This is a genomic window from Actinomadura sp. CNU-125 (assembly GCF_001942465.1).
In the GTDB taxonomy this organism is placed as follows: domain Bacteria; phylum Actinomycetota; class Actinomycetes; order Streptosporangiales; family Streptosporangiaceae; genus Spirillospora.
In genome coordinates this window covers 25,525-50,324 of the sequence record NZ_MKJY01000388.1, presented here as the reverse complement: position 1 = coordinate 50,324, position 24,800 = coordinate 25,525, and the positions used below count along the sequence as shown (strand labels likewise).

The following is a 24,800-nucleotide window of genomic DNA, read 5'->3' as shown; positions in this document are numbered from 1 at the left end:
CGCCTTCCTCACCCTCGCCGCCGCCATCACCTGCTACAAGAAACTCGTCAAACTCTCCACGTGAGACATGCTCTAAAATGCTTCCTGGTTGCGGCGTCCGGGATCCGGTGATATTCATCTTGTAGATTCCAAAAGAAATTCGAGAAGCCGAAGCTCGGACTCGCGTTCCCATTTGCTCTCCGCATAATCGATCCAGGTCCAGAAAACTTCTGCGTCCGCAATATTTGGAGCTTGTTTGTGAAGGTGCTCGCATAGCAGAGCAAAGTTGCGCATGTCCATCGGCGCTCGGGGGCGGCTGTCGCGTGCTATCGGGTCATGCAGCGTCGATCCATAGTTCGTCTGGGCCTCGCAGGTTGATGCGGCCGTTCCAGCTCACCCTGTCGAGGGACAAGGAGGGGAAGTGCTTGACGAGGCGGCTGAGCGCGATTCGGCCTTCGAGACGGGCCAGTCTTGCGCCCAGGCAAGAGTGAGCGCCGCCGCCGAAGGAGAGGTGCCGATGGGCGCTGGGGCGATCGAGCCGGAGAGTGTCGGCGTCGGGGCCCCAAAATTCGGGGTCTCGGTTGGCGGCGGACAGGCAGGCGGTCACGAACGAGCCCGCGGGAATCTCCTTGCCATGGACTGCGAACGCCTCGGTGGTGACCCTCCGCGCCAACTGGGCCGGGCTGTCGTAGCGGAGGAGTTCGTCGACGGCATTGGCGGCGATGTCGGGACGTCGGCTGAAAAGGCGTAGCTGGTCGGGGTTGCGGAGCAGTGCCAGGAGGCCGTTGGAAATCAGGTTCACGGTGGTCTCGTGGCCTGCGAGGTAGAGGAACATGACCTGGGCGACCAGCTCCGACTCCCCGTGCAGATCGCCTTCGTGCTCGGCCGTGATGAGCGCGGTCAGCAGATCGTCCGCAGGTGCGGCGCGTTTCCGCTCGACCATGTCTCGGCCGATTGCCATCAGTTCCTCGTTGGCGGACCGGACCTGCTCGCGAAGTAGTGGGTCGGGGAGGGGTTCCAGGGTTCGGAGGAGGATCCCCGACAGGTCTCGGAGCCGTGCTTGGTCGACCGGCGGTGCTCCGAGCATCTCCGAGACCACTGCGAAGGGGAGGGGAAAAGCCAACTCGGCGACGAGGTCGGCGTGGCCGAGTTCTGCGATGCGGTCGCACAGGGCGTCGACGAGCTCTTGGATCCGCGATGACAGCGCGTCGACCGATCGAGGGGCGAGGGCCTTGGCCATCAGTCGGCGCAGGCGCGGGTGGTCGGGCGGGTCCTGGTCCAAGACGGACAGGCCCTGCAACGGGCGGGCCTGCTTGCCGAGTGTGCTGGGATCCTTGGACAGGGGGACATTGAGCAGCCGGCTCTCGTCGACGGAGTGGCCGGAGCTCAGTAGCTTCGACACACCCTCATAAGTGGACAGGACCCAGAAGCCGAGAGGGTGCTCCTGCGCGGGATCGAGCGTCCGCAGGCGCGCATAGTGCGGGTAGGGGTCCTCGATGAACCCCTCGGCGAACGGGTCGAAGACGTACCTCCCGGGCGGTGCGGCCATCGTTCAGGAGCTCCTGATCTCGACGTTGCGCATGGTCACCAGTGCCGTGGCGCAGTGCGTCTCCCGGTCTCCGCCGAGCGCGTAGACTTCGGCGCCGGCGATGCTCAGTACGCGACCGGGGTGTACGACCCGGCCGCGGGCCAGGAGCCGGTCGCCCTTCGCCGGAGCCAGGATCTTGACCGTGTAGTCGATGGTCATGTTGATCCATCCGGCGGGCAGCAGCGTGCCCGCGGCCGATCCGGCGGCGAAGTCCGCCAGGGAGCCGAGGACACCGCCCTGGAAGTAGCCGTTGTGCTGGGTGAGTTCCCTGCGGTGCGGCTGGACCAGGTCGACCTCACCGGGCGCGATGCGGTCGAAGCCGAAACCGAGGTGCTGCGCGGCCGGCATGCTCAGCACGGCCTCCTTGACGAGCTTCTCGAAATCGGGGTTGGGGGCTTCCGGCGTTGCCATGTGAATGCTCCTGTTCCTGTGGTGGACGGGGGGTCAGGTGTCGGTCGGTGTCCGTTCAGACCGCCAGGTCACGATCGCGTCCCGCAGGTAGCGTCGCTTCGCGGCGGACCGCATGACCTTTCCGCTGGTGGTCCTGTGCACCTGTCCGGGGGCGGCGAGGACCACGTCGTGCGCTGAGATCTGGTGCTCGCGGGTGACCGCCGCTCGGATCGAACCTTCGATGTCCGCGACGTCGTCCCGCCGGGTCGCGGCTCTTCTGACCTCCTGGACGACGACCAGGCGTTCGCCGTCGGGTGCCGGCACCGCGAACGCCGCGCAGGAGCCGGAGCCGATCGCGGGATGCGCCTGTTGGACGGTCTGTTCGATGTCCTGGGGGTAGTGGTTGCGGCCCCGGATGATGATCAGGTCCTTCAGCCGGCCGACGACGTACAGTTCGCCGTCCAGGATCAGGCCGAGGTCGCCGGTCCGCAGGTAGGTGCGGCCAGGCGCGTCTGCGCACACCGCTTGGAAGGACTGTGCGGTCGCCGCCGTGTTGTCCCAGTAGCCCAGAGCGACATGTGGGCCGGACACCCAGATCTCTCCCGCCTGGGACGGCGGGCAGGTGCGCCCTGTCTCCGGATCGACGATCCGGAGGTCGACGTCCTCGTCCGGCAGTACGGCACCGGATCCCGCGAGGATCCGGCCGCCGCCTTGGCTGCCGTTGTCGGACCTGGTGGGGACGGCCTCGACGTACCGCCGCTGCGCGAGCACGTCGGCGTCCGCTTCGATCAGGCGCGGTCCACGCCCCATGCCGCTTCCGGAGACCAGCAGAGTCGCCTCTGCCAGCCCGTAGCAGGGGAAGAGCGCCTTCTCACTGAAGCCGTACGGAGCGAAGGTCTCGGTGAAGCGCCGCAGCGTCGCGGGCCGGATGGGCTCCGCGCCGTTGAAGGCGACCTTCCAGCAGCCGAGGTCCATTTCGGGGATCTCCGTCGCCGCCGCCCGTGCGACGCAGGCGTCGAATGCGAAGTTGGGGCCTCCGCTGCTGTGGGCCCGGTAGCGGGAGACGGCCGACAGCCACGCCAGCGGACGCCTGATGATGGTGATCGGGTCCATCAAAGCGCTGAAGGACCCGAGGAAGAGCGGCTGCAGGACGTTCCCGATCAGCCCCTGGTCGTGGAAGAACGGCGCCCAGCCGACGACCGCGGAATCCTTGTCGTGCCCGAATGCGCGCCTGATCATCTCCTGGTTCGCCATGAGGTTGCGATGGGAGACCATCACGCCTTTGGGCGCCGATGTCGAGCCCGAGGTGTACTGGAGGAAGGCGATCGCGTCGGCAGAGGGGGTTCGCGGCCGGAAGCCGGAGCCTGCGCCGTCGTCGGTCCGATCGACGGCGATCCAGTGCAGGCCGGGTCGGGCGGGCTCCAAGAGGGCGCGGGTCTCGTCGAGCATCGCTCCGGTGGTCAGTACCGCGGACGGCGCGCAGTCCTGGACGATGCCGTGGGTCGCATCCTGGACGCGCCCCTGTCGCGGAGGTTGGACCGGAACCGCCATGATCTCCGCGTAGAGGCAGCCGAAGTAGGCGACGATGAAGTCCAGGCCCGGGGCGAACATCAGGATGGCCCGGTCGCCGGGACCGCAGCGTTCGAGCAGGAGCCGGGCGACCGCCAGTGCCTTCGCGTGCAGTTCGCCGTAGGACAGGTCGGCTTCCTCGACGCCTTTACTGTTCAAGAAGGCATATGCTCGTTTGAAGGGCCGATCGGCAGCATGGCCTTGCAGTATCTCAGATAGCGAATTTTCGTTCCGCACGCCGTTACCCCCCTTCCTGCAGCGCCAAGGTGATGGTTCTTGCCATGACTTCCCGGTTGGCTTGATGAAAGAAGTGGTCTCCCGCGAACGTGTGGAGCCGGAAGCGTGCGTCCGTGCGGGTGCTCCAGCCGCGGGCCTCGGCTACGTCCACGATCGGGTCCGAGTCCCCGCGGAAAGCGGTGATCGGGCAGGTGAGCAATGGACCGGGATGGTGCGTGTACTCCTCCGACAGTTCGAGGTCCGCGCGGATGAGCGGGACCGCGTAGCGCCGGAAGGCCCGGCTCCGCCCGGCCGCGGACGGGATTCCGCCCAACCGCTCCACCGCCTCGACGAACGCGTCCTCCGGCAGCCCGTGGATCGGCGCACTCCGCGCGGGCAGATGCGGTGCCCTGCGGCCAGAGACGAACAGGTGGACGGGCGGCATGCCCGCGACGCCCAGCGAACGCGCAAGTTCGAAGGCGACGAGCGCTCCCATGCTGTGGCCGTACAGCGCCATCGGGGCCTCGCCCAGCCGCCTCATGAGGGGCAGCAGCGCGTCGACCGCATGGTGTACTCGGCGGAAGGGCGGCTGCGCCGCGGCCTCCTCACGGCCCGGGAGTTGCACCCGTACCGCGCTGATCGTTGGCGGGAACAGGGCGGGCCAGTGGGTGAAGGACGCCGCCCCGCCACCTGCATGGGGGAGTAGAAGCAGTCGTATCGCGGCCGTTTCGGCGGGTGCGTCTTTCAACGAGGCGCCGCCGCCGGCCGTCAGCGCCGTCAGCGCCGTCAGCACGGGGTGCCCTCCTTGCGGCCGCCTTTGATGTCGACCGGCAAGCGTTCGAGGCCACGAATGATGAAGCTGTGGTCCTGCCACTCAAGAATCCGCCCCGCGAGCTCCATGCGTTCGGGACGGCGGTAGAGGTGCTCGAACGCGACCCCGGCCTGGAGTTCGGCAAGCACCCCGCCCAGGCACCCGTGCATCCCGTGGCCGAAGGCGAGATGTTCCGTGGCGTTCCGGGCGAGATCGAACTCGTCCGGCTCCGCGAACACCTCGGGATCGCGATTGGCGGCTCCGAGGCAGAGCAGGATCTGGTCGCCCCGGCGGATCAGTTCGCCGCCGATATTCACGTCCCGCGTAGCAAGGCGCTTGGTCATCTGGAGCGGCAGTCATAGCGCAGGGCCTCGTCGACGGCTCGTTTCGCTGTCTCCGACTGCCCGGCATGCTGTGCCGAGCGGCGTAGGCGACCGGCCTGCGCCGGGTGGTCGAACAGAGCGAGTACGCCATTGCCGATCAAGGACTTTGTCGTCTCGTTGCCGGCTACGAAACACATAATGCAGACGAACGCGAGCTCCTCGGCCTCCAGCCCGTCGCCACCCGCGGTGCGCGCGGCCAGCAGGTCGCTGATCAAATCGTCGCCGGGCGCGTTGCGGCGCGCCCGGATGACCTCGTCCAGGGCCTGCGCGAACGTCTCGACCACGGCGCACACACGGGTGAGGTCGTCCTCTTGCATCAACCCGGGTTCGAGCAGGTACCGGATGTCGTGAGTCCACCCACCGACCTCCGCGCACAGGTCGGGCGGCAGCCCCATCCAATCGCACATGACCCGTTCCGGCAGCGGGGCCGCGAGGTCGCCGATGACGTCCATGCCACCCTGAGCCCAGGCGCGTTCGATCAGTTCCTCGGCGATCGCCGCGATCCGCGGGCGCAGCCGGGCGACCGCGCGGCCGGAGAAGACGCGGTTCACCAGCCCGCGCAGCCGGGCGTGCTCCGGATTGTCGGTGAAAACCAGCGACTTGGTGCCCAGTCGCCCGACGCGCGCCGTCTGCTCCCGGTCCAGCGGCAGCCGTCCCGCCTGCCGGTCGACGAGCTGCGGGATGAGCCCGGCGCTGAAGGTGCGGTCGTGCAGGACGCCTCGGACATCGCGGTGACGCGTCAGCACCCACATGCCCAGTGTCTTGTGGACGGGCCTGGCTTCACGAAGCCGCTCGTAGATCGGGTAGGGGTCGCGCCGGAAGTCGGCGCCGAACGGGTTGAACCGGACACCGCCACGGGGGGTCGCGGGTCGGGTGCTCTGCGCGGTCATGCCGGTCGCCCCTCGCGCCCTGCGAAATAGCCGTCTTTGTAGGGCTCGAGGACCATCCTGAGCAAGCAGATCTTCCCCATGCGGAAGCCGAGCGCGGACATCTTCAGGTAGCGCTCGTACCGGGCGACCACCTCAGGACCGACCAGCCGGACGGCATCGGATCGGCGCCAGCGCAGTCGGCGGGCCCACTGCTCGCAGGTCCAGGCATAGTCGAGCCGGTCGTTGCGCATCGATTGGATCTCGAAGACACCATCGAGGGCGGCGGTGACCTCGGTGAGCCTCGGCAGGTCGGCGTCGGGAAAGATCTCCTGCTGGAAGAAGCGGCTGGCGCTTTCGCGGCGCATGTTCCCGTAGGCGATCGTCTGCAACGACATAGTGCCGCCGTCCGCCAGCCAGGAGCGGCAGCGCGTGAAGAAGTCCCGATAGAGCTCGATCTTGTCGGCCGGAGTGTCCTCCGGCCGCGCGAAGTGCTCGAACGCGCCGATCGAGATGATCGCATCGAAGCGGGCGGAGGGGGCGTAGTCCTTCCAGTCCTGGATGCGCACCTCGACACCCCGCGGAGCCCGGGACCGTATGTACTCGGCCTGGGCGTCGCTGAGAGTGAGGCCGACCGCGTGCCGCGCGCCCGGCAGGGCGGCGAAGCGCTCGAGTGTCGAGCCCCAGCCGCATCCGATGTCCAGCAGGCGTTGCGCCCGGTCCGCCCGGACTGCTGCCAAGTGGAAGCGCAACTTGCGTTCTTGGGCCGCCTCCAACGTGTCGTCGCCGTCGTCACGGTCGCTCTCCTGCCGGAGCGCGCCGGAGTATGTCATGGACGGGTCGAGCCAGAGAGCGAAGAAGTCGTTCCCGGCGTCATAGTGATGCCGGATGGCCTCCGCCGCTCCGGCCGACCGGTGGGAGGGCTCTGGGTCAATGCCGATCCGGGTGCTCATGCCTGTGCCACGTTCTCCGTGATCTGCGCGTGCAGATAGGCCGCCACCGCGTTGATGCTCGGATTCTCGAAGAGGGCCTCGGGAGGCAGGTCGACGCCGTAGTGCTCCTCGACATCGATCAAGAGGGAGACTGCGAGCGCCGAGTCGACCCCCAGCCGGTCGAAGTCGGCGTCCGGATCCACCGTTTCGATGCTGACCGAAAGAAGATTGGCCAGGTAGTGCCGGCACCATTCGACGATTTCTTCCTTGCTTGACTTCACTGTTCTCCTTGTTTTGCAGTGGCCGGATCGGCGCCCTCAACCGGATGCCCGTTTGGCTTCGATTCGTGTTTTGGACGGCACTTTGAGATCGCGCGTCAGTCTCACCTTGGACAGTGTCCAAATCACCCAGTATCCGGGGTCGAGGCGATACCAGGAAAGCCCGAACGACGGCGACTCGGGGAAGGCGTGGTGGTTGTTGTGCCAAGACTCGCCGAGTGTGATCAGCGCGAAGACGCCGCCGTTCCTACTGTTCTCCCGCGACTCGTAGGGACGAGTCCCGAACATGTGCAGGAAGGAATTGATGGCCCAGACGATGTGCTCGAGGACGAATATCCGCACCAGCCCGCCCCACAAGAGGCCGCTCACCGCACCGCTCCAGCTCTGATACGCCACCGCGCCGATCACCGCGGGGATCAGCAGCCCGAGCGCTACCCAGTAGTGGTAGAGCCGTGTGATCTTGACCAGCCGGCGATTCCTTAGCAGGTCCGGTGCGTAATGGACGATGTTGGGGTACTCGTGGCGGCGCATCCACAGGAAGTGGGAGTGCGCCAGGCCCCGTAGCCGGCCCATCAGACCGGTGCCGGCGAGGTTCGGCGAGTGCGGGTCCCCTTCGCGGTCGCTGCACTCGTGGTGTCGCCGGTGCAGCGCCACCCATGACACCAGCCCACCCTGGCCGGCCATGGAACCAAGGATCGCCAGGGCCGCCTCGGCCGAGGGCGCGGCCTTGAACGTCCGGTGCGTGAACAGTCTGTGGTAGCCGACCGTCACCCCCAGCGACCGGTCAGGCAGCCACATGGAGACCAGCAGAACGATCTCCGTGGTTCCCAGCGGGTGCACCGCGAGAAAGGCCAGAGCTCCCGCGGTTCCGGCGATCGGAAGGACGTCGAAGAGCAAGAAGTGCCGGCGTTGGAGGCGGTGGATGTAGGGACTGCTGATGGTCTTTCGGCGCGGCGTCGCCGTACCGACGCCCGGCGTCGGCGGATCTGCGGTCGGTTCTGCGGAATGCGCTTGCGTGGACATGATATTCCCTAATGAAGGCGATCAATGTCGATTGATTCGCCAAGTGAAGGTGCGCAGAGACTTTGGCGTTCGCTCTCGCTTGTTCCTTTGCCTTCGACTATTCCTTTGTCTTGAAGTAGTCAGATGTCGACAGCAAGGCCAACCATGGGAGGTGACGTGAACGACCGCCCGGCACACTTCATTCCCTAGGACCGGCCTAGCCTGCTCCTGTTCGGCATCGGCGGATTTCTGCGGAACCCGAACGACCTCCTGCGCGCAGGCTTCCCATTGACGGGCATGGGCCGGAGGCTCGCCTCCGGCACGGCGACCTTCCCCACTTCCCGCGTCATCGGGAGGATCACCGCGCTCTTCATGCCCGCCGGGAGTGCCCGCGCGACCGGGGCGGTCGGAGATCTGACGGCTTCCCCGGCAGGTTCCAACTGCGGCGCGGCCGCACGCCTCCGCTCTTGAGCGCCGTGTCCCCGTGATCACCGTCAACGGCACATCCTCGATCTCCACAGCGCGAGCTCCCCTCGACGGGCGCGATGTCCTGTCTACTTGAACTTGCATTCGAGTTCAAGTGAAATCGGAGGACCACTCCGAAGCGGCCGGGTGTGTCCTTGCGGGGCCCGCAGACGTTTACGGTGCTCCAGGCGGCGGCACCGGTGGTGCGCCGCCTGCTCCGCACGCCGAAGAAAGTCCATGGTGCTGACATGGAGGGGACGATTCGGGTGGCGGAGTGGTCGGTGCTGGAAGGTCATGCAGGTGGCGAGGGCTGCTCATCTTGCCGGACGGCCGCCGCAAGGTCACCGACGCCAGGGCATCGCGGTGATCAGCCGCTGCGCCTGGCAGCACGTCGATCCCGTGCTCGTGCTGGTGAACGACCGGGGCGGCAACCGTGCGAAAGCCCGGAGACGCGTCGTTCACAGCACGCCGCTGCTAGCCTTCCAAGCAGAGAATCGCGACGAGCAAGGAAGAATGGACCGTGGTGGATCCCCAGGACGTGGCAGGGGGCGAGCGACCGGCCAGGATCACTCCGCGGAGCCAACGGGGTATGCGGACGAGGAAGGCTCTCGTCGTCGCGGCGCGAGAGGTGTTCGAGCGCGACGGGTTCCTTGAAGCCCGCATCGTCGACATCTGCAAGACCGCCAAGGTCGCGACCGGGTCGTTCTACACCTACTTCAACGACAAGGAAGAGGTCTTCGCCGCGTTGGTCGAGATGGTGCAGGAGGAAATGCTGCACCCGCACATGCGCGAGCGCACCGGTATCAGCGACCCTCGCGCGGTCATCGACACAGCGAACCGCGAGTACCTGCAGTCGTACCGGCGGAACGCCCGTTTGATGGCCCTGTTCGAGCAGGTCGCCCAGATCGATGAGAAGTTCCACAAGCTCCGTGTGGAACGCGGCGACGCCTTCGCCCGGCGCAACGCGAAGATGATTCGGGAACTCCAAGACGCCGGCGAGGCCGACCGGGACCTCGACCCGCTGGTCACCGCCTATGCGCTGTCGGCGATGGTCAGCCGGATGGCGTACATGACCTTCGTCGCGGAGGTGCCGATCGCCTACGGTGACCTGGTCGATACGTTGAACAGGCTGTGGTTCAACGGTCTTCGGCTCGCACCGTCGTCGTGAGACCGCCGGCCGCGGGCGGTCAGTCGACCATCCGGTCGATCAGCAGATGCAGTTGCGTGCGGAACTCCTGCCGGGTTTGCGGGTCGTCGGCGTAACGCAGGCCGTGCTCGCGTGCGAGCACGCCCGAAGCCAGGAAACCGTGCACGCACCAGATCACCATGCTGAGCAGATAAGGCACGTTGACGCCGGTTGGTAGCCGGTCGGCGACGCTGCGCGCTACCAGATGCAGCAGGGGACGGTTGAACGCGTCTTCGAGGCCGCCGATGTCGGCCGCGTCCTGCATCCACCGCTGCATCCACAGTGCGCGTATATAGGAGTGCTCGGCGTGGAAGTCGAGGTAGGCGTCAGCGATGTCGTGGAGGCACTGGACGCCGGGCGGGCAGTTGTCCACGGCCTCCTTCAGCATCGCCTCCTCTGCCTCGAAGGCGCCCCGCATCACCGCCAGGTAGAGCTCGCGCTTGTCGCCCCAAGCGGCCATGACCTCCTGGACGCCGACTCCAGCGGCATCGGCCACGAGCTGCAGTGACGTCCCGTCATAGCCGAGTTCGGCGAACAAGCGGACCGCGACTTGCAGAACCGTTGGCTCCTCCATGCCTTCACGGTACGAACGGAAGTATTTCCATCATGTATTTGTATAGTCACCGATAGTAAAAGGAGCTGCTCAACGGGGGGGTGTGGGCGGGGTAGGCGTGGCACAGTTACACGAACTTGAACTCGAATTCAAGTATTGTCCGATCTCGTCGTCGGATGTTCCATAGGGGCCCGTACCCGCACGGACGAGAGACCTTCGTCCGCCGCGGCATCCGCGGTCGTCCGGCCGCGGCCCACCCCCGAGGAGAAGCATGAGACGTACAGGCACCATTTCCACCGGCCTGCGCGGCCTGGCTTGGACGGCGGTCGCCGCCGTGGCGACCGCGACGCTCCAGGCGGCCGGTGCGGGCACGGCGAGCGCCGAGGCCACCCGACCGGGCGACATCGTGAGCGTGGAGCCGTCCGCGTTCCGCGCGCTGCCCGGCATGGACACTCCCACCCGGGCTTGGAAGATCCACTACCGCTCGACCGACGCGAGCGGGGAGCCCGACGTCGTCTCCGGTACCGTCATCGTGCCGGAGGGCGGCCACAGCGGCACCCGGCCGCTGCTCACCTTCGCGGTCGGCACCGTCGGCATGGGCGACCAGTGCGCGCCCTCGGCGACACTTCCCGAGGGCGGAACTCCGGCGGGCGGGTCCGTCGCACAAGCGCTGCTGCGCGGCTGGGCCGTCGTCGTCACCGACTACCCCGGCCTCGGCACCCCCGGCGACCACACTTACCTCGTCGGACGGTCCGAGGGGACGGCCGTCCTGGACGCCGCGCGCGCCGCGCAGCGCCTCCCGGGCGCACAGCAGGCGGGGGTGACGGCGGATTCACCCGTCGGGATCATGGGGTACTCGCAGGGCGGCCAGGCGAGCGCGTGGGCGGCGGAACTCGCCGGCACCTACGCGCCCGAGTTGAACGTCGCGGGCACCGCGTCCGGCGGCGTTCCGGCCGACCTGCTGAAGCACGGACCGGACGGCGGTACGGGCGACGCCCTGGCGCTGATGGCGGCCATCGGCCATGACGCGGCCTACCCGGAACTCGACCTGGAGGAGTACCTCAACGCCGAAGGGCGTGCACTCGCCGAGACGATGCGCAACGGGTGCGTCGTCGACATCGCCCTGGCGAGCCAGGGCAAGACGTTCGACGAGCTGACCGCCCGGAACCCCTTGGAGGAGCCCGACTGGCAGGCGCGCCTCAAGGCCGACAAGCTCGGCACCCGCAAGCCGAGTGACCCGGTGTTCCTGTACCACGGCACCGCCGACAAGATCGTCCAGCACGACGTCGGAGCGCAGCTCCGTTCCGACTGGTGCGCCCGCGGGGCCACCGTTCAGTGGGAGTCCGTTCCGCTGGGCGACCACATGCTCACGGCGCTCATCGGCACCGGCCCGGCCATGGACTGGCTCGGCGAGCGTTTCGAGGCCCAGAGCGCACAGGGCAACTGTGGCTGAGGTGAGGGGCGTCAGCGGAGCGCGCCGATCGCGTGTCCGTTCTGCCTGAACTCTTCTGACGCCCCGGCCGGCCACGATCCGGCCGGGGCGTCCATGTCCATCGTTCACTTGAACTTGAACTCGCATTCAACTACGGTGCGAGCACGCAGAATCGGCGGCCTGCTCGGTGAGTGCAGCGGCCGGGGCAGGTCCGCCGGGCACTGAACAAGGAGGGCGGCAATGGATACTGCGAAATTGCGCGACCGGATCCGCGGGTTCCTGGCGGACCACGAAGGCGAGGCCGACACCGGACGGGCCGAATTCCTGGGTGCGCGGTTCGACGCTGGACTCGCCTGGGTTCACTTTCCCGCGGGCCTGGGCGGCATGGGCGCGGCCAGGGACCTGCAGGCGGTCGTGGAACACGAGTTCGCGGGTACGCCCCAACCGGACCCGGGCCTGCAAGGCGTGGGGCTCGGCATGGCGGCCCCGACGATCCTCGCTTTCGGTACGGATGAGCAGCGCCGACGCTTCCTGCGCCCCTTGTGGACGGGCGAGGAGATCTGGTGCCAGCTGTTCAGCGAGCCGGGCGCCGGTTCCGACCTCGCCTCGCTGGCCACCCGCGCCGTCCGCGATGGGGACGCGTGGGTCGTCGACGGGCAGAAGGTCTGGACGTCCGGTGCCCATCACGCTCGCTGGGGGATCCTGGTCGCCCGGACCGATCCGGACGTGCCCAAGCATCGCGGCCTGACGTACTTCGTCTGCGACATGCGGGCCGTCGGCATCGAGGTCCGGCCGCTGCGGCAGATCACCGGTGAGGCCGAGTTCAACGAGGTGTTCCTCACCGGTGTACGAATTCCGGACGGCCTCCGCCTGGGCGAGGTCGGCGACGGCTGGCGCGTCACGCAGACCACACTGATGAACGAGCGCGTCGCGCTCGGCGGCGAGCCGGTCGAACCCGGCGGCGGGCCGCTCGCGCCCGTCCTGTCGTCCTGGCGTGCGCGGCCCGAGCTGCGCACCCACGACCTCCACCGGCGCCTGCTCGCCCTCTGGGTGGAGGCCGAAGCCACGCGCGTCGCGACGGTGCGGCTCCAGGAACAGCTCGCGGCGGGAGCGCCGGGGCCCGAAGGGTCGGCCATCAAGCTGGCCTTCTCGCGATTGAACCAGGAGCTGTCGGGACTGGACGTCGAACTCGACCGGGAGGACGGCCTGCGCTACGACGACTGGACGTTCCGGCGCTCCCAGGACCTCGACATCTTCGGACGCGAGGCGGGCTACCGCTACCTGCGCGCTCGGGGCAACTCCATCGAGGGCGGCACCTCCGAGATCCTCCGCAACATCGTCGCCGAGCGCGTCCTCGGCCTCCCGCCCGAACCCCGCACCGACAAGGACGTTGCCTGGAAGGAGCTGCCGCGATGAGCCTCCTGTACACCGAGGTGGAATCGGATCTGCGCGCCACCGTGCGCGACGTGCTGGCCGACCGGTGCCCGCCGGGCACGGTCCTGGCACTGATCGACCAAGGGGCGCCCTGCGATAGCGGCCTGTGGTCGACGCTCGCCGAGGACGTCGGCGTCGCCGGACTGCTGATCCCCGAATCGCTCGGCGGCATGGGCGCGTCGCCCCGCGAGGCGGCGGTCGTGCTGGAGGAGCTCGGACGTGCCGTCGCACCCGTCCCGTTCCTGACCAGCGCCGTCCTGGCGACGACCCTGCTACTGCGCGCCGGGACGCCCGAGGCCGACAAGCACCTCGCCGACCTCGCGACCGGTGCCTCGACGGCGGCCGTCGCGGTCTCCCTGGCCGCGCATCCCCACCGCCCGGGCCGGCCGGGAGCGGAGGCGCCGGTGGCGCGGGACGGACGGGTATCAGGGGTCGTCCGCGGCGTCGCCGGTACGGAGTCGGCCGACGTCCTGTTCGTCCCGGTGGACGGCGCGGTCCACGCCGTCACCGACTTCGCGGTGGACACGGTCACCTCGCTCGACCTGACCAGGCCGATCGCCACGGTGACGCTGGACGCCGCGCCGGCCGTCCCCGTCTGCGACGACCCCGGCGCGCTGCCTTTCGCGCTGGCCTGTACCGCCGGCCTGCTCGCCTCCGAGCAGCTCGGGGTCGCCGAGTGGTGCCTGGACACCACGGTGGCTTATGCCAAGGAACGCAAGCAGTTCGCGCGGCCGATCGGCTCGTTCCAGGCGCTCAAGCACCGGCTTGCCGACCTGTGGCTGGACCTGGTGCGGACCCGGGCGGCCGCCAGGAGCGCGGCCGACCACCTGGCGGGAGCGCTCGCGGACCCGGATCTGACGGGCTCGGCGCCGGCGGAGCAGGTCCGCACCTCTATCGCGGTGGCGCAGTCCTGGTGCGGGCCCGTGGCCGTACACGCCGCCGAGGAGTGCGTCCAGATACACGGCGGAATCGGCATGACCTGGGAGCATCCCGCACACCTGTACCTCAAGCGCGCCAAGGCGGACTCGATCGCACTGGGTACGGTCGGCGATCACCACGATGCCCTCGCCGAGTTGGCGGACGTCCCAAGCCCCGCCTGAGGACGAACGGACGGACGCCCGCGTCCGCGTACCGTCCAAGAACATTCGGAAACACCCGGGAAAGAGCGAGGCGCGACCTTCACGGGGAAGGTCGCGCCTCGGCCGGTGCGCGGATCGAGTCAGGCGCCGCTCTCGACGACCCGTGCCAGCGATTCGGCGACGACCGCGGGCTTGCCGACGCCCTCGCACTCGAACTTCTGCACCGTCCTGACCTGGACGCCGCCGGGGACGTTGTCGACGGCCGCGATGGTGGCCCGCATGCGGATGCGCGACCCCACCGGGACCGCCGCGGGGAACCGCACCTTGTCGTAGCCGTAGTTGAGCGAGTGCCCGAACCCTTCGAGCGACAGCAGGGCGTAGGAGAACACCGGTCCGAGCGAGAGGCTGTAAAGCCCGTGCGCGATCGTCGTCCCGAGCGGGCTCGCGGCCGCCCGCTCGGGGTCGACGTGGATCCACTGGTGGTCGCCCGTCGCGGCGGCGAAGGCGTCGACGCGCTCCTGGGTGACCTCGTGCCACTCCGTGGGGCCGATCTCCTTGCCGATCAGCTCCCGGAGTTCGGTGAACGTGGCGGGGCGTACGGGCAGCGCGCTCGTGTCGATCATCTGATGGTCGGTTCCTTCCGGCTCTTGAAGTCGGGCGTGGATTCGAGTATTACTTGAACCCGCATTCAAGTTCAAGCTACAGACCCCCGGAAGGACCACACGTGGATCTGCTTTTCGTCTCCGATCGCGCCAAGCGGTTCCGGGCCGACCTGCTGGAGTTCATGGACGACCACGTCTACCCGGCTGAGGCCGTCTACGAGCGCCAGATGCGCGAGTCCGGCGACCCGCACCACCACCCGCAGATCGTTGAGGACCTGAAGGCGGAGGCGCGCCGCCGCGGGTTGTGGAACCTCTTCCACCCGCACGCCGAGTGGGCTCCCGGGCTGAGCAATCTGGAGTACGCCCCGCTGGCGGAGATCATGGGACGCAGCGTCCACCTCGCCCCGGAAGCCTGCAATTGCTCAGCCCCCGACACCGGGAACATGGAGGTGCTCACCCTCTTCGGTACCGACGAGCACAAAGAGACGTACCTCAAGCCCCTGCTGGAGGGGAAGATCCGCTCGGCGTTCGCGATGACCGAGCCCGGGGTCGCCAGCTCGGACGCCACCAACATCGAGCTGCGCATGGAGCGCGACGGTGACGAGTACGTCCTCAACGGGCGGAAGTGGTTCGCCTCCAACGCGATGCACAGGAACTGCAGGGTGCTCATCGTGATGGGCAAGACGGACCCGGACGCCCCCGCGCACCGGCAGCAGTCGATGATGGTCGTCCCGATCGACGCCCCCGGCGTCACCGTCGTCCGCAACCTCCCGGTGTTCGGCTACACCGACCGCGAGGGGCACGCCGAGATCGCCTTCGACGGCGTGCGCGTCCCGGCCCGCGACGTCCTCAAGGGCGAGGGCGAAGGGTTCGCGATCAGCCAGGCCCGGCTCGGCCCGGGCCGGATCCACCACTGCATGCGCGTGATCGGGGTGGCCGAGCGCGCCCTGGAACTGCTGTGCCGCCGCGCCGACTCCCGCGTCACCTTCGGGCAGCCGGTCAGCGACCGCGCCAACATCCAGGACTGGATCGCCGAGGCGCGGATCGAGATCGAGCAGACTCGGCTGCTGACCCTGAAAGCCGCGTGGATGATGGACACCGCCGGCAACAAGGAGGCGCGGACGGAGATCGCCGCGATCAAGGTGGCCGCGCCGGCGATGGCGCTGCGGATCGTCGACCGCGCGATCCAGATCCACGGCGCAGGCGGCGTCACCGACGACTTCCCGCTGGCCAACGCCTGGGCGCAGCTCCGCACGCTGCGGCTGGCCGACGGCCCCGACGAAGTCCACAAGCGCGCGATCGCGCAGTGGGAGCTGCGCAGGCACCGCGTGTCCGCGGGCGACACCGGGACGGCGGCGCCGGAACGGACCACCGTTCCGTCCGAGAACGGGCGAGACGCCGCGCGGGCCGATTCATGAACGGGCGGGACCTCAGCGGCCGCACGGCCGTCATAACGGGCGCGTCGCGCGGTATCGGGCTGGCGGCGGCGCAGCGGCTCGCGGAGGCCGGCGCGAACGTCGTCCTCACCTCCCGCAAGCAGGACGCCGCCGACGCCGCCGCCGCACAGGTGCGCGGGAACGCCCTGGGCGTCGCCGCGCACGTGACCGACGAAGAGGCGGCGCGCCGCTGTGTGGACTCGACCGTCGAACGCTTCGGCAGCATCGACGTCCTGGTGAACAATGCCGGCACCAATCCGGCGCACGGACCCCTGATCGACCAGGACCACGCCCGGTTCGCCAAGACCGTCGATGTCAACCTGTGGGGTCCGCTGCTCTGGACGTCCCTGGCCGTCAAGGCGTGGATGGGCGAGCACGGCGGCGCGGTGGTGAACGTCGCCTCGGTCGGTGGTATGGCCGTCGAGGCCGACCTCGGCGTCTACAACGCGACGAAGGCCGCGCTGATCCACCTGACCAGGCAACTGGCCCTGGAACTCTCGCCGGGCGTGCGGGTGAACGCGGTCGCTCCGGGGGTGGTCAGGACACGGTTGGCCGAGGGGCTGTGGAGCGGCAACGAGGAGCGTCTCGGTGCGGCGTTCGCGCTCGGCCGCATCGGCGAACCGGACGACATCGGCGCCGCCGTGGCGTTCCTCGCGTCCGACACCGCGTCCTGGATCACCGGGGAGACCCTGGTGGCCGACGGGGGCGCGCTGCTCGGCGACACCACCGACCGCAAGACCCGGACGAACCGGTCCGGCCGGAGGGCGGCCGATGGGTGACGTGGTGTCTCTCGGAGCGGACCCCGCCGAGGTATCGGCGTGGATGGCCGCGCTGGGCATCGAGTTCTCCGAGCCGCTGCGGCTCCAGCGGCTGGGGATCGGGCAGTCGAACCTGACCTTCGATGTCGCGGACCAGGACGGACGGCGCTGGGTGCTGCGCCGACCGCCGCTGGGCCGGCTGCTCGCCTCCGCGCACGACGTGGCGCGCGAGGCGCGGATCCTGTCGGCGCTGGAGCGCACCCCGGTGCCCACGCCGCGCGTGCACGGGGTGAAGACCGACGGGGCTGTGCCGCTGGTGCTGATGGAGTTCGTCGACGGGCTGGTCATCGACCGGCCGATCGTCGCCGAGACCCTGCCACCGGAGCGGCGCCGCGCGACCGGGCTGTCCATGGCCGAGACCTTGGGCGAAATTCACGCGGTGGACTTGGACGCAACGGGCCTGACGGATCTCGCCCGCCACGGCTCCTACGCCGAGCGCCAGCTCAACCGCTGGTTCGTCCAGTGGGAGAAGTCCAAGACGCGGGAGCTTCCCATGCTGGTGACCCTGACCGAACGGCTCTTGGCCGCCATCCCGGTCCAGCACGAGACGACGCTCGTCCACGGCGACTTCCACCTGGGCAACATGATCGCTTCTCCCGACGACGGCCGGATCCGCGCGGTCCTCGACTGGGAACTGTGCACGCTGGGCGACCCCCTGGCGGACGTCGGGTCCCTCCTGGCGTACTGGCCGGAGTCGGCGGACGCACTGGGCGTCGAGCGGTCCGCGACGGCCATGCCGGGGTTCCCCCGCCAGGACGAGATGGCCGCCGTTTACCTCGCGGCGACGGGCAGGGACCCCGGCGCACTGGCCTTCTGGCACGCGCTCGCGCTCTGGAAGATCGCGATCATCGGCGAAGGCGTCCTGCGCCGGTCCAAGGACGACCCGCGAAACCGGGCCGCCGCAGGCGCCCCGACCGTGCGGCAGATCGATGCGCTGGTCACCGAGGCCGCGGGCATCGCGGACGCGGCCGGCATCTCGCCCCCCCCGCCCGCACGAACCCCGAACGAAGCGAACGAACCACCCCATAAGGAGAAGGCAGTGGGACGGCACAAGAGAACGGCCATCGTGACCGGAGGAGCCCGGGGCATCGGCGCCGCGGTCGCGCGGCGGCTCGCCGCCGACGGCATGGCGGTCGGCGTCGTCGACCTGGACGCGGAGGCGTGCGCCGACACCGTGCAGGCGATCACCGCCGACGGCGGCGCCGCCCTGGCCGTGGGCGCCGACGTCACCGACGAGACGACCACGGCCGACGCCGTCCGGGCAGTGGCCGACGCCTTCGGGCCGCCGACCGTCCTGGTGAACAACGCCGGGATCATCCGCGACGACCTGCTGTTCAAAATGCGCGTCGAGGACTGGGACGCGGTCATGAACGTCCACCTGCGCGGAGCGTTCCTGATGACCCGGGCCGCCCAGGCGCACATGGTCGAGGCCGGCTTCGGCCGGATCGTGAACCTGTCGAGCACGTCCGCGCTCGGAAACCGCGGCCAGGTCAACTACTCCGCCGCCAAGGCCGGTCTGCAGGGCTTCACCAAGACGCTGGCTTTGGAGCTGGGACGGTACGGCGTCACCGCGAACGCGATCGCCCCCGGGTTCATCGAGACCGAGATGACCGCGGCCACCGCCGCCCGCATGGGCATGGACTTCGAGGAGTTCAAGCGCGCCGCGGCGTCCCAGATCACGGTCGGCCGCACGGGCCGCCCGGACGACATCGCGAGCGCCGTCGCCTATCTCGCCGGCGAGGAGGCGGGCTTCGTCTCCGGCCAGGTCCTCTACGTGGCCGGCGGCCCCACCGTCTGACCGACCTCCGAACGAGAAGGGGAATCCCAATGAAGCAAGCGGTTCTCGTGTCGACCGCGCGTACGCCGATCGGCCGGGCCTACCGGGGCGCTTTCAACGACACCCAGGCCCAGCACCTCGCCGCCCACGCGATCTCGCACGCGGTCGAACGGGCGGGCGTCGACGGCGGCGAGATCGAAGACCTCGTCCTCGGCTGCGCGCTCCAACAAGGCAGCTCCGGCGGCAACGTCGCCCGCCAGGCCGCGATCCGCGCCGGGCTGCCGGAGACGGTGCCCGGCATGACGATCGACCGGCAGTGCTCGTCCGGCCTGATGGCGATCGCGACGGCGGCCAAGCAGATCACCCACGACGGGATGCGCGTGGCGGTGGCCGGCGGCGTCGAGTCGATCTCCCTCGTGCAGAACGACCACCTCAACACGCACCGGATGGCCGACCCCTGGCTGCAGGAGCACAAACCGTCGATCTACATGCCGATGCTCGAGACCGCCGAGATCGTCGCCGAACGCTACGGCGTGGACCGCGAACGCCAGGATGAGTTCGCCCTCGCCTCCCAGCGCCGGACGGCCGAGGCGCAGGCGGCCGGACGGTTCGACGACGAAATCGTTCCGCTCACCACCGTCCGCAAGGTCGTGGACAAGGAGACGGGCCGGGAGCACGAAGAGGAGGTGACCCTCTCCCGCGACGAGGGGAACCGCCCGTCCACCACCCTGGACGGGCTCGCCGGGCTGCGGACGGTGCTGCCGGACGGCAAGGTCACCGAGCGCTCGACCGTCACGGCGGGCAACTCCTCCCAGCTGTCGGACGGGGCATCGGCCTCGGTGCTCATGGAGGCGAGCGAAGCCGAACGCCGCGGGCTCGAACCGCTCGGCATCTACCGCGGGATCGCCGTCGCCGGGTGCGAGCCGGACGAGATGGGCATCGGGCCGGTGCTCGCCGTCCCATGCCTCCTCAAGGAACACGGCCTGACCGTCGACGACATCGGCCTGTGGGAACTGAACGAGGCGTTCGCCTCCCAGGCCGTGTACTGCCAGGACGAACTGGGCATCGACCCCGGACTCTGCAACGTCGACGGCGGCGGCATCTCCGTCGGCCACCCGTACGGAATGACCGGCGCGCGGCTGGTCGCCCACGCGCTCATCGAAGGCCGGCGCCGCGGCGTCCGGCACGTGGTGATCACCATGTGCGTCGGCGGCGGCATGGGCGCGGCCGGCCTGTTCGAGGTGGTCTGACATGGCCGGGGCCGGGCCGCGACGGGCGGTACTCACCGACGTCGGCGGCGTCCTGACCAGCGACGTCTTCGCCGCGTTCCGGGCCGCCTCCACCCTTGTCTGCGGTGATCCGCTGCTCGTCGAACGGCTGCTGCGCCAGGACGAGCAGTCCGGGAAGCTCCTAGTCGAGCACGAATGCGGACGGATGCCGGAGGCCGACTTCGAAGCGGGGTTCGCGGCCCGGCTGCGGGCCCACGGCGTGCCGGAGGTCGCCCCCGGCCTCATCGCCCAGATCCAGGCCGGCCTCCACCTGGACGAGACGATGCTCGGGGCAGTCCGCCGACTGCGCGAGCACGGCGTCCCGGTGGCGATCGTGTCCAACGCGCTCGGCGACGACGGTTACAAAGGCATCGATCTCGCCGAACTGGCCGATGTCGCCGTCATCTCCAGCGAGGTCGGCGTCCGCAAGCCCAGCCGCCGCATCTACCAGATCGCGTGCGAGCGGCTCGGCGTCGAGCCCCGCGACTGCGTGCTGATCGACGACCTCGAACAGAACCTCCGGGGCGCCGCGCGCCTCGACATCGGCGGAATCCTGCACCGCGACGCCGCAACGACCGTCCGCGAACTCGCGGACGCGCTCGGCGTTCCGCTCGCCTGACGACCCGACCACGCTCCCCGTCCTCCCGCTCGACCGCGGTAGGGCGTCCACCCCAGTTGAACTTGGTGTCGAATTCACCAAAGGAGCGATCACATGACATCACCGCCTTCGGACGTGAACAACTCCGCTACCGCGCCGGGCGCCTCCGAGGCACGCGTCCGCGGCCAGGGCAAGCTTTTGAGCGCAGGGCTGATCGGCAGCTCGATCGAGTGGTACGACTTCTTCCTCTACGGGACGGCCGCCGCCCTCGTCTTCCCCGAAGTGTTCTTCCCTGACTCGTCCGCGACCACGGGCATCCTGCTTTCGTTCAGCACGTTCTGGGCGGGCTTCGTCGCCAGGCCCATCGGCGGCGTGATCGCCGGGCACCTCGGCGACCGCCATGGCCGCAAGAAGATCGTGGTCGCGTCCATGGTGATGATGGGGCTGGGCACGTTCCTGATCGGCTGCCTGCCGGGAGCCGGAACCATCGGTGTCCTCGCCCCGACCCTGCTGGTCATGCTCCGCTTCGTCCAGGGGCTCGCGTGCGGCGCCCAGTGGGGCGGCGTCGTCCTGCTGCTCACCGAGTCCGCATCCCCCAAGCGCAAAGGGTTCGCCGGAACCTTCGGGCAGATGGGGGTCTCGTTCGGCGTCTTCCTCGGCAGCACCGTCTTCCTCGCCGCGTCACGGCTCACCTCCGAGCAGGCGTTCACCGACTGGGGCTGGCGCGTCCCGTTCCTGGCCAGCGCCCTGATGTTCCCCGTCGCGCTCTACATCCAGACCAAGGTCGAGGACACGCCCGAGTTCCGCGAACTGGCCGCCGAGGCCGCCGGCAAGCACCGGCGGATCGTCAAGGCGCCGGTGAAGGAGGCGATCAAGGGACACTGGCGCACCATCCTGCTCGCCTCCGGTCTGCTGTCCGGCACCAACGCCCTGTTCTACGTCAGCATCGCCGGGGTGGTCAGCTACGCGACCACCGAACTGGACGTGAGCCGCGACGCCGTCCTGTCCGTCTCGATCCCCATCACGCTTCTGGGCGCCGTCCTGGTGCTGGGGTCGGGATGGATCTCGGACCGGATCGGACGCCGACCGCTGATCATCCTCGGCGCGGCACTGATCGCGGTCTGGGCGTTCCCGTACTTCTGGCTCGTCGACACCGGATCCATCGCGCTCATCGCCGTCGCCATCGGCGTCGGCGGGATCGGCCAGTCCCTGACCTACGGCCCCCTCGCCGCCTACATCGGCGAGCTGCTCGAACCGAACGTCCGCCTCTCGGGCGCGTCCCTCGCCTACCAACTGTCGTCGATCACCGTGAGCGGCGGCACCCCGTTCATCATGGCCGCCATCCTCAAAGAAACCGGGTCGACGTTCCTGGTCTCGACATTCATCGCAGCCATGGGCCTGATCACCCTGGTCTGCGCCTGGGTGTTGCGGGAGACCAACCCCGCCACCGTCCGCAACGACCCCGACGCCCTTCCCGGCCTCAACCCGAGCCTCCCCGCACAGACCTCCTGACGAAAGGCCCCACCATGACCCTCGTCCTGGCCGAGCACCGCGGCCCCGTCCTCGTGCTCACCCTGAACCGCCCCGACCGCCTCAACGCCTGGAACGACGACCTCGAGAACGAGTACTTCGCCCTCCTCGACGAGGCCGAGGACGACCCCGACGTCCGCGCCATCGTCGTTACCGGCGCCGGACGGGGATTCTGCGCCGGCGCCGACATGAGCGACCTGCAGGACGCCAGCACCACCGACGACCTGCAGCCCCGCACCCCCTCCCGGCCCAGGGCGTTTCCGCTGACCGTCCGCAAGCCCATGATCGCGGCGATCAACGGCGCGGCGGCCGGCCTCGGCCTGGTCGAGGCGCTGTACTGCGACATCCGGTTCGCCACCCCGGACGCAAGCTGGTCACCGCGTTCGTCCGCCGCGGGCTGATCGCCGAGTACGGCATCTCCTGGCTGCTGCCCCGCCTGATCGGCACCGGCCGGGCACTCGACCTGCTCCTGTCCGGCCGCATCGTCAAGGGACACGAAGCCCACGACCTCGGTCTGGTCGACTTCCTCGCCGAACCGGTCCTGGACGCCGCCGTGTCCTACGCGGCCGACCTGGTCACCCACTGCTCTCCGTCCTCGATGCAGGTGATCAAGGAGCAGGTCTACCGGGACCTCGACCGCTCCTTCGAAGCCGCCGTCGCCGACGCCGACCGGCTGATGCTCGACTCCTTCCGCTATCCGGACGCGGCCGAAGGCGTGAAGAGCCACCTGGAGGGCCGGCCGCCCGCATTCCGCCCCCTCGACCCCAGGTAAGAAGAATGCCGAACATCGCCGAGGCCGTCTGGCTGCACGCCTGCACTGTCCCCGACGCCATCTGCCTGCGCGGGGCCGCCGAACCCTGGACTTACCGCACACTGCGCGACCGGGCCGCCGCCATCGCGGGCCGCCTGCGCGAGTACGGCGTGCGGCCCGGGCACCGCGTTCTGCTGATCGCGCCGACCGACCCCGAGTTCGCCGCCGTCTACTACGGCATCCACGCCGCCGGGGCCATCGCCGTCACGGTGAACACCATGTCGACCCGTCCCGAACTGGAGTACATCGGCGCGGATGCCGGGGCCGAACTCATCATCGATCTGACCGAGATCGCGCCCGCGCCGGCTGCGGCCGCCGAAGCCCTCGATATCCCGTGCTGGCGGCTGCGCCGGTGCATCGCCGATGAGGCGGCGATCGACGCCCCTTACCCGCGTGACGACGGCGACACCGCCGCGATCCTGTACACATCCGGGACGACGGGCCGCCCGAAAGGTGTCCAGCTCACCCACGGCAACATGATCGCCGCCAGTTCCATCATCCGTGACGCCCATGGGCTGACGCCAGCCGACCGGGGTGCCACTGCACTGCCGCTATTCCACGTCTTCGGCCAAGCGTGCGTCCTGAACACCGTCGTCCAGGCGGGTGCGAGCCTCTCACTGCTGGCCCGCTTCGAACCCGAATCGATGATGGCCATGCTGCGCCGCGACGACCCCACCTTCTTGGCCGGGGTCCCCACCATGTGGAACGCGCTCCTGCACACGGTGGACGATGCCGCAAAGTTCGGAAGCCTGCGGCATGCCTCGTCCGGCGGGGCCTCACTACCGGGGGAGGTCATGCGGGCCTTCGAGGAACGATTCCGCTGCATCGTCTTCGAGGGCTACGGACTGACCGAGAGCACCGGTGTGGGCACCTACCAGCCGGCCCACCGCGAGCGCAAAGCCGGGTTCGTCGGCGTCGCCTTCCCGGGCTGCGTGGTCACTGTCCACGACGACGAGGGCAACGAACTGCCCAACGGGGAGGTCGGCGAGGTCCGCATCAGCGGCCCCGTGGTCATGAAGGGCTACTGGCAACGACCCGAGGCAACCACCGAGGCCCTGCCGGACGGACGACTGCGAACGGGCGACCTCGGGGTGAAGGACGCCGACGGGGACTTGCGTATCGTCGGCCGGAAGAAGGAGATGGTGATCCGAGGCGGCTACAACGTCTACCCCAGCGAGGTCGAAGAGGTGCTCTACCGGCACCCCGACGTCGTCGAGGCCGCCGTGATCGGGGTACCCGACGACCACTACGGTGAAGAAGTCGCCGCGGCCATCACGCTACGCCCCGGAACCGAACTCACCCCCGAAACTCTCCGTTCGTGGGCGAAGGAACACCTCTCGGCCTACAAGATTCCCCGCCTGATCTCGGTCATGGACGAACTCCCCAAAGGTCCGACCGGGAAAATCCTCAAGCAGGCGATCCCGCACGACCTCTTCGTCCGCCGCGAATGACACCGAAGAGACCGAAGGCGGCGGATGCCCGCGCCGATGAGACGCCGCACCACCGTGGTGAAGGCCGCCCGGGCGGTGTCGATGGTCTCCAACTCCTTTAGGAGCCGCTCGACCTCGGCGTGGTCGCAGACCTCCTTCTCGGCGATCCGGCCCCCGCCGGGCTGGGCGGCCGACGGCTCGGCGAACATGCCCTCGACCTCACGGTGGTCGTGGGTGTGGACGTCGATCACATTCCACTCGTCACTAGCCCTGGATCACCCCTTTGGTCCGTGTACGGATGGCCGCAGAACCAGGTCCCGGGGTCCCGGTTCAGGCGCCAGCGAACCGTCCGGTGGCCCGCCGTAAT

The 24,800-nt window shown here is 69.0% G+C and carries 24 protein-coding genes and 1 pseudogene; 14 read left to right on the top strand and 11 right to left on the bottom strand.

The genetic code is table 11. The annotated features are described in order from the left end of the window. Positions 1-313: 313 nt before the first annotated feature. Genes BJF79_RS34565 through BJF79_RS34530 form a run of 9 tightly spaced genes read right to left on the bottom strand, consistent with a single transcriptional unit; the run spans position 314 to position 8,035 of the window. On the bottom strand, positions 314-1,528 hold the full coding sequence (locus BJF79_RS34565) for a cytochrome P450 (protein ID WP_075903752.1): 1,215 nt from the start codon (positions 1,526-1,528) through the stop codon (positions 314-316). Between the two features lie 3 nt (positions 1,529-1,531). Further along, a complete protein-coding gene (locus BJF79_RS34560; protein ID WP_075903750.1) occupies positions 1,532-1,978 on the bottom strand; it encodes a PaaI family thioesterase in 447 nt (148 codons plus the stop codon). Positions 1,979-2,011: 33 nt separating this feature from the next. Continuing rightward, a complete protein-coding gene (locus BJF79_RS34555; protein WP_075903747.1) occupies positions 2,012-3,763 on the bottom strand; it encodes a fatty acyl-AMP ligase in 1,752 nt (583 codons plus the stop codon). A gap of 4 nt (positions 3,764-3,767) precedes the next feature. Then, complete coding sequence (locus tag BJF79_RS34550) at positions 3,768-4,535, bottom strand: thioesterase II family protein (protein ID WP_143220620.1); 768 nt, start codon at positions 4,533-4,535, stop codon at positions 3,768-3,770. After that, positions 4,529-4,897, bottom strand: a complete 369-nt coding sequence (locus BJF79_RS62970) for a cytochrome P450 (RefSeq protein WP_262402988.1) — start codon at positions 4,895-4,897, stop codon at positions 4,529-4,531. The genes BJF79_RS34550 and BJF79_RS62970 overlap by 7 nt, the downstream gene beginning before the upstream one ends. Beyond that, on the bottom strand, positions 4,894-5,826 hold the full coding sequence (locus BJF79_RS34545) for a cytochrome P450 (protein WP_262402987.1): 933 nt from the start codon (positions 5,824-5,826) through the stop codon (positions 4,894-4,896). Before BJF79_RS34545 ends, BJF79_RS62970 begins: the two co-directional genes overlap by 4 nt. Next, positions 5,823-6,755 carry an SAM-dependent methyltransferase gene (locus BJF79_RS34540; protein WP_075903745.1) on the bottom strand — a complete coding sequence of 311 codons (933 nt, stop codon included), beginning with the start codon at positions 6,753-6,755 and terminating at the stop codon, positions 5,823-5,825. The genes BJF79_RS34545 and BJF79_RS34540 overlap by 4 nt, the downstream gene beginning before the upstream one ends. Continuing rightward, positions 6,752-7,015 carry an acyl carrier protein gene (locus tag BJF79_RS34535; RefSeq protein ID WP_143220618.1) on the bottom strand — a complete coding sequence of 88 codons (264 nt, stop codon included), beginning with the start codon at positions 7,013-7,015 and terminating at the stop codon, positions 6,752-6,754. The genes BJF79_RS34540 and BJF79_RS34535 overlap by 4 nt, the downstream gene beginning before the upstream one ends. A 36-nt stretch (positions 7,016-7,051) precedes the next feature. After that, positions 7,052-8,035 (bottom strand): acyl-CoA desaturase, encoded by a 984-nt coding sequence (locus BJF79_RS34530; protein ID WP_083734460.1) that lies wholly within the window; start codon positions 8,033-8,035, stop codon positions 7,052-7,054. Between the two features lie 1,033 nt (positions 8,036-9,068). Here BJF79_RS34530 and BJF79_RS34525 point away from each other — a divergent pair. Beyond that, entirely contained in the window at positions 9,069-9,647 is a 579-nt protein-coding gene (locus BJF79_RS34525; protein WP_075903743.1) for a TetR/AcrR family transcriptional regulator, read from the top strand. A gap of 19 nt (positions 9,648-9,666) precedes the next feature. Here the strand turns inward: BJF79_RS34525 and BJF79_RS34520 are convergent, their stop codons facing one another. Beyond that, positions 9,667-10,239 carry a TetR/AcrR family transcriptional regulator gene (locus BJF79_RS34520; protein ID WP_075903741.1) on the bottom strand — a complete coding sequence of 191 codons (573 nt, stop codon included), beginning with the start codon at positions 10,237-10,239 and terminating at the stop codon, positions 9,667-9,669. Between the two features lie 250 nt (positions 10,240-10,489). Between BJF79_RS34520 and BJF79_RS34515 the strand changes: the two genes are divergently transcribed. The 3 genes from BJF79_RS34515 (at position 10,490) to BJF79_RS34505 (ending at position 14,184) form a co-directional block, all read left to right on the top strand. Then, positions 10,490-11,671 carry a lipase family protein gene (locus tag BJF79_RS34515; RefSeq protein ID WP_075903739.1) on the top strand — a complete coding sequence of 394 codons (1,182 nt, stop codon included), beginning with the start codon at positions 10,490-10,492 and terminating at the stop codon, positions 11,669-11,671. Positions 11,672-11,890: 219 nt separating this feature from the next. Further along, on the top strand, positions 11,891-13,066 hold the full coding sequence (locus BJF79_RS34510; protein WP_075903737.1) for an acyl-CoA dehydrogenase family protein: 1,176 nt from the start codon (positions 11,891-11,893) through the stop codon (positions 13,064-13,066). Continuing rightward, entirely contained in the window at positions 13,063-14,184 is a 1,122-nt protein-coding gene (locus tag BJF79_RS34505; RefSeq protein ID WP_075903735.1) for an acyl-CoA dehydrogenase family protein, read from the top strand. The genes BJF79_RS34510 and BJF79_RS34505 overlap by 4 nt, the downstream gene beginning before the upstream one ends. 119 nt (positions 14,185-14,303) lie before the next feature. On the opposite strand, the gene BJF79_RS34500 is transcribed toward BJF79_RS34505, so the two are convergent. Continuing rightward, positions 14,304-14,786 (bottom strand): MaoC family dehydratase, encoded by a 483-nt coding sequence (locus BJF79_RS34500; protein ID WP_075903733.1) that lies wholly within the window; start codon positions 14,784-14,786, stop codon positions 14,304-14,306. 101 nt (positions 14,787-14,887) lie between these two features. Here BJF79_RS34500 and BJF79_RS34495 point away from each other — a divergent pair, with 101 nt between their 5' ends. The 10 genes and pseudogenes from BJF79_RS34495 to BJF79_RS34460 all read left to right on the top strand — a co-directional run bounded on the left by BJF79_RS34495 (position 14,888) and on the right by BJF79_RS34460 (position 24,454). Next, positions 14,888-16,183, top strand: a complete 1,296-nt coding sequence (locus BJF79_RS34495; RefSeq protein ID WP_083734459.1) for an acyl-CoA dehydrogenase family protein — start codon at positions 14,888-14,890, stop codon at positions 16,181-16,183. After that, complete coding sequence (locus tag BJF79_RS34490) at positions 16,180-16,980, top strand: SDR family oxidoreductase (protein ID WP_075903731.1); 801 nt, start codon at positions 16,180-16,182, stop codon at positions 16,978-16,980. Before BJF79_RS34495 ends, BJF79_RS34490 begins: the two co-directional genes overlap by 4 nt. Continuing rightward, positions 16,973-17,818, top strand: a pseudogene (locus tag BJF79_RS51930) (phosphotransferase family protein); the annotation flags it as partial. The gene BJF79_RS34490 and the pseudogene BJF79_RS51930, both read left to right, overlap by 8 nt. Positions 17,819-18,058: 240 nt before the next feature. Further along, the gene (gene fabG, locus BJF79_RS51925; protein WP_083734462.1) at positions 18,059-18,817 is read left to right on the top strand and encodes a 3-oxoacyl-ACP reductase FabG; all 759 of its coding nucleotides are present in this window, start codon (positions 18,059-18,061) and stop codon (positions 18,815-18,817) included. A gap of 29 nt (positions 18,818-18,846) precedes the next feature. Further along, the gene (locus BJF79_RS34480; RefSeq protein ID WP_075903727.1) at positions 18,847-20,046 is read left to right on the top strand and encodes an acetyl-CoA C-acyltransferase; all 1,200 of its coding nucleotides are present in this window, start codon (positions 18,847-18,849) and stop codon (positions 20,044-20,046) included. A 1-nt stretch (position 20,047) separates the two neighbouring features. Further along, positions 20,048-20,683 carry an HAD family hydrolase gene (locus tag BJF79_RS34475; RefSeq protein ID WP_075903725.1) on the top strand — a complete coding sequence of 212 codons (636 nt, stop codon included), beginning with the start codon at positions 20,048-20,050 and terminating at the stop codon, positions 20,681-20,683. Positions 20,684-20,776: 93 nt separating this feature from the next. Then, positions 20,777-22,174, top strand: coding sequence for an MFS transporter (locus BJF79_RS34470; protein ID WP_075903723.1), 1,398 nt, complete (start codon positions 20,777-20,779; stop codon positions 22,172-22,174). 14 nt (positions 22,175-22,188) lie between these two features. Continuing rightward, on the top strand, positions 22,189-22,593 hold the full coding sequence (locus tag BJF79_RS65970; RefSeq protein ID WP_316043493.1) for an enoyl-CoA hydratase-related protein: 405 nt from the start codon (positions 22,189-22,191) through the stop codon (positions 22,591-22,593). Further along, positions 22,530-22,964 (top strand): enoyl-CoA hydratase-related protein, encoded by a 435-nt coding sequence (locus tag BJF79_RS65965; RefSeq protein ID WP_316043495.1) that lies wholly within the window; start codon positions 22,530-22,532, stop codon positions 22,962-22,964. Before BJF79_RS65970 ends, BJF79_RS65965 begins: the two co-directional genes overlap by 64 nt. Positions 22,965-22,969: 5 nt before the next feature. Next, positions 22,970-24,454: a class I adenylate-forming enzyme family protein gene (locus tag BJF79_RS34460; RefSeq protein ID WP_075903722.1), complete on the top strand. Its 1,485-nt coding sequence runs from the start codon at positions 22,970-22,972 to the stop codon at positions 24,452-24,454. Positions 24,455-24,800 lie beyond the last annotated feature (346 nt).

Coding starts and splice junctions, on each gene's coding strand:
- BJF79_RS34475 (WP_075903725.1), top strand. CDS start 20,048: ATGGCCGGGGCCGGGCCGCGACGGGCGGTACTCACCGACGTCGGCGGC.
- BJF79_RS34520 (WP_075903741.1), bottom strand. CDS start 10,239: ATGGAGGAGCCAACGGTTCTGCAAGTCGCGGTCCGCTTGTTCGCCGAA.
- BJF79_RS62970 (WP_262402988.1), bottom strand. CDS start 4,897: ATGACCAAGCGCCTTGCTACGCGGGACGTGAATATCGGCGGCGAACTG.
- BJF79_RS34510 (WP_075903737.1), top strand. CDS start 11,891: ATGGATACTGCGAAATTGCGCGACCGGATCCGCGGGTTCCTGGCGGAC.
- BJF79_RS34560 (WP_075903750.1), bottom strand. CDS start 1,978: ATGGCAACGCCGGAAGCCCCCAACCCCGATTTCGAGAAGCTCGTCAAG.
- BJF79_RS65970 (WP_316043493.1), top strand. CDS start 22,189: ATGACCCTCGTCCTGGCCGAGCACCGCGGCCCCGTCCTCGTGCTCACC.
- BJF79_RS34545 (WP_262402987.1), bottom strand. CDS start 5,826: ATGACCGCGCAGAGCACCCGACCCGCGACCCCCCGTGGCGGTGTCCGG.
- BJF79_RS34470 (WP_075903723.1), top strand. CDS start 20,777: ATGACATCACCGCCTTCGGACGTGAACAACTCCGCTACCGCGCCGGGC.
- BJF79_RS34525 (WP_075903743.1), top strand. CDS start 9,069: ATGCGGACGAGGAAGGCTCTCGTCGTCGCGGCGCGAGAGGTGTTCGAG.
- BJF79_RS34540 (WP_075903745.1), bottom strand. CDS start 6,755: ATGAGCACCCGGATCGGCATTGACCCAGAGCCCTCCCACCGGTCGGCC.
- BJF79_RS34490 (WP_075903731.1), top strand. CDS start 16,180: ATGAACGGGCGGGACCTCAGCGGCCGCACGGCCGTCATAACGGGCGCG.
- BJF79_RS34530 (WP_083734460.1), bottom strand. CDS start 8,035: ATGTCCACGCAAGCGCATTCCGCAGAACCGACCGCAGATCCGCCGACG.
- BJF79_RS34515 (WP_075903739.1), top strand. CDS start 10,490: ATGAGACGTACAGGCACCATTTCCACCGGCCTGCGCGGCCTGGCTTGG.
- BJF79_RS34480 (WP_075903727.1), top strand. CDS start 18,847: ATGAAGCAAGCGGTTCTCGTGTCGACCGCGCGTACGCCGATCGGCCGG.
- BJF79_RS34460 (WP_075903722.1), top strand. CDS start 22,970: ATGCCGAACATCGCCGAGGCCGTCTGGCTGCACGCCTGCACTGTCCCC.
- BJF79_RS34500 (WP_075903733.1), bottom strand. CDS start 14,786: ATGATCGACACGAGCGCGCTGCCCGTACGCCCCGCCACGTTCACCGAA.
- BJF79_RS34565 (WP_075903752.1), bottom strand. CDS start 1,528: ATGGCCGCACCGCCCGGGAGGTACGTCTTCGACCCGTTCGCCGAGGGG.
- BJF79_RS34505 (WP_075903735.1), top strand. CDS start 13,063: ATGAGCCTCCTGTACACCGAGGTGGAATCGGATCTGCGCGCCACCGTG.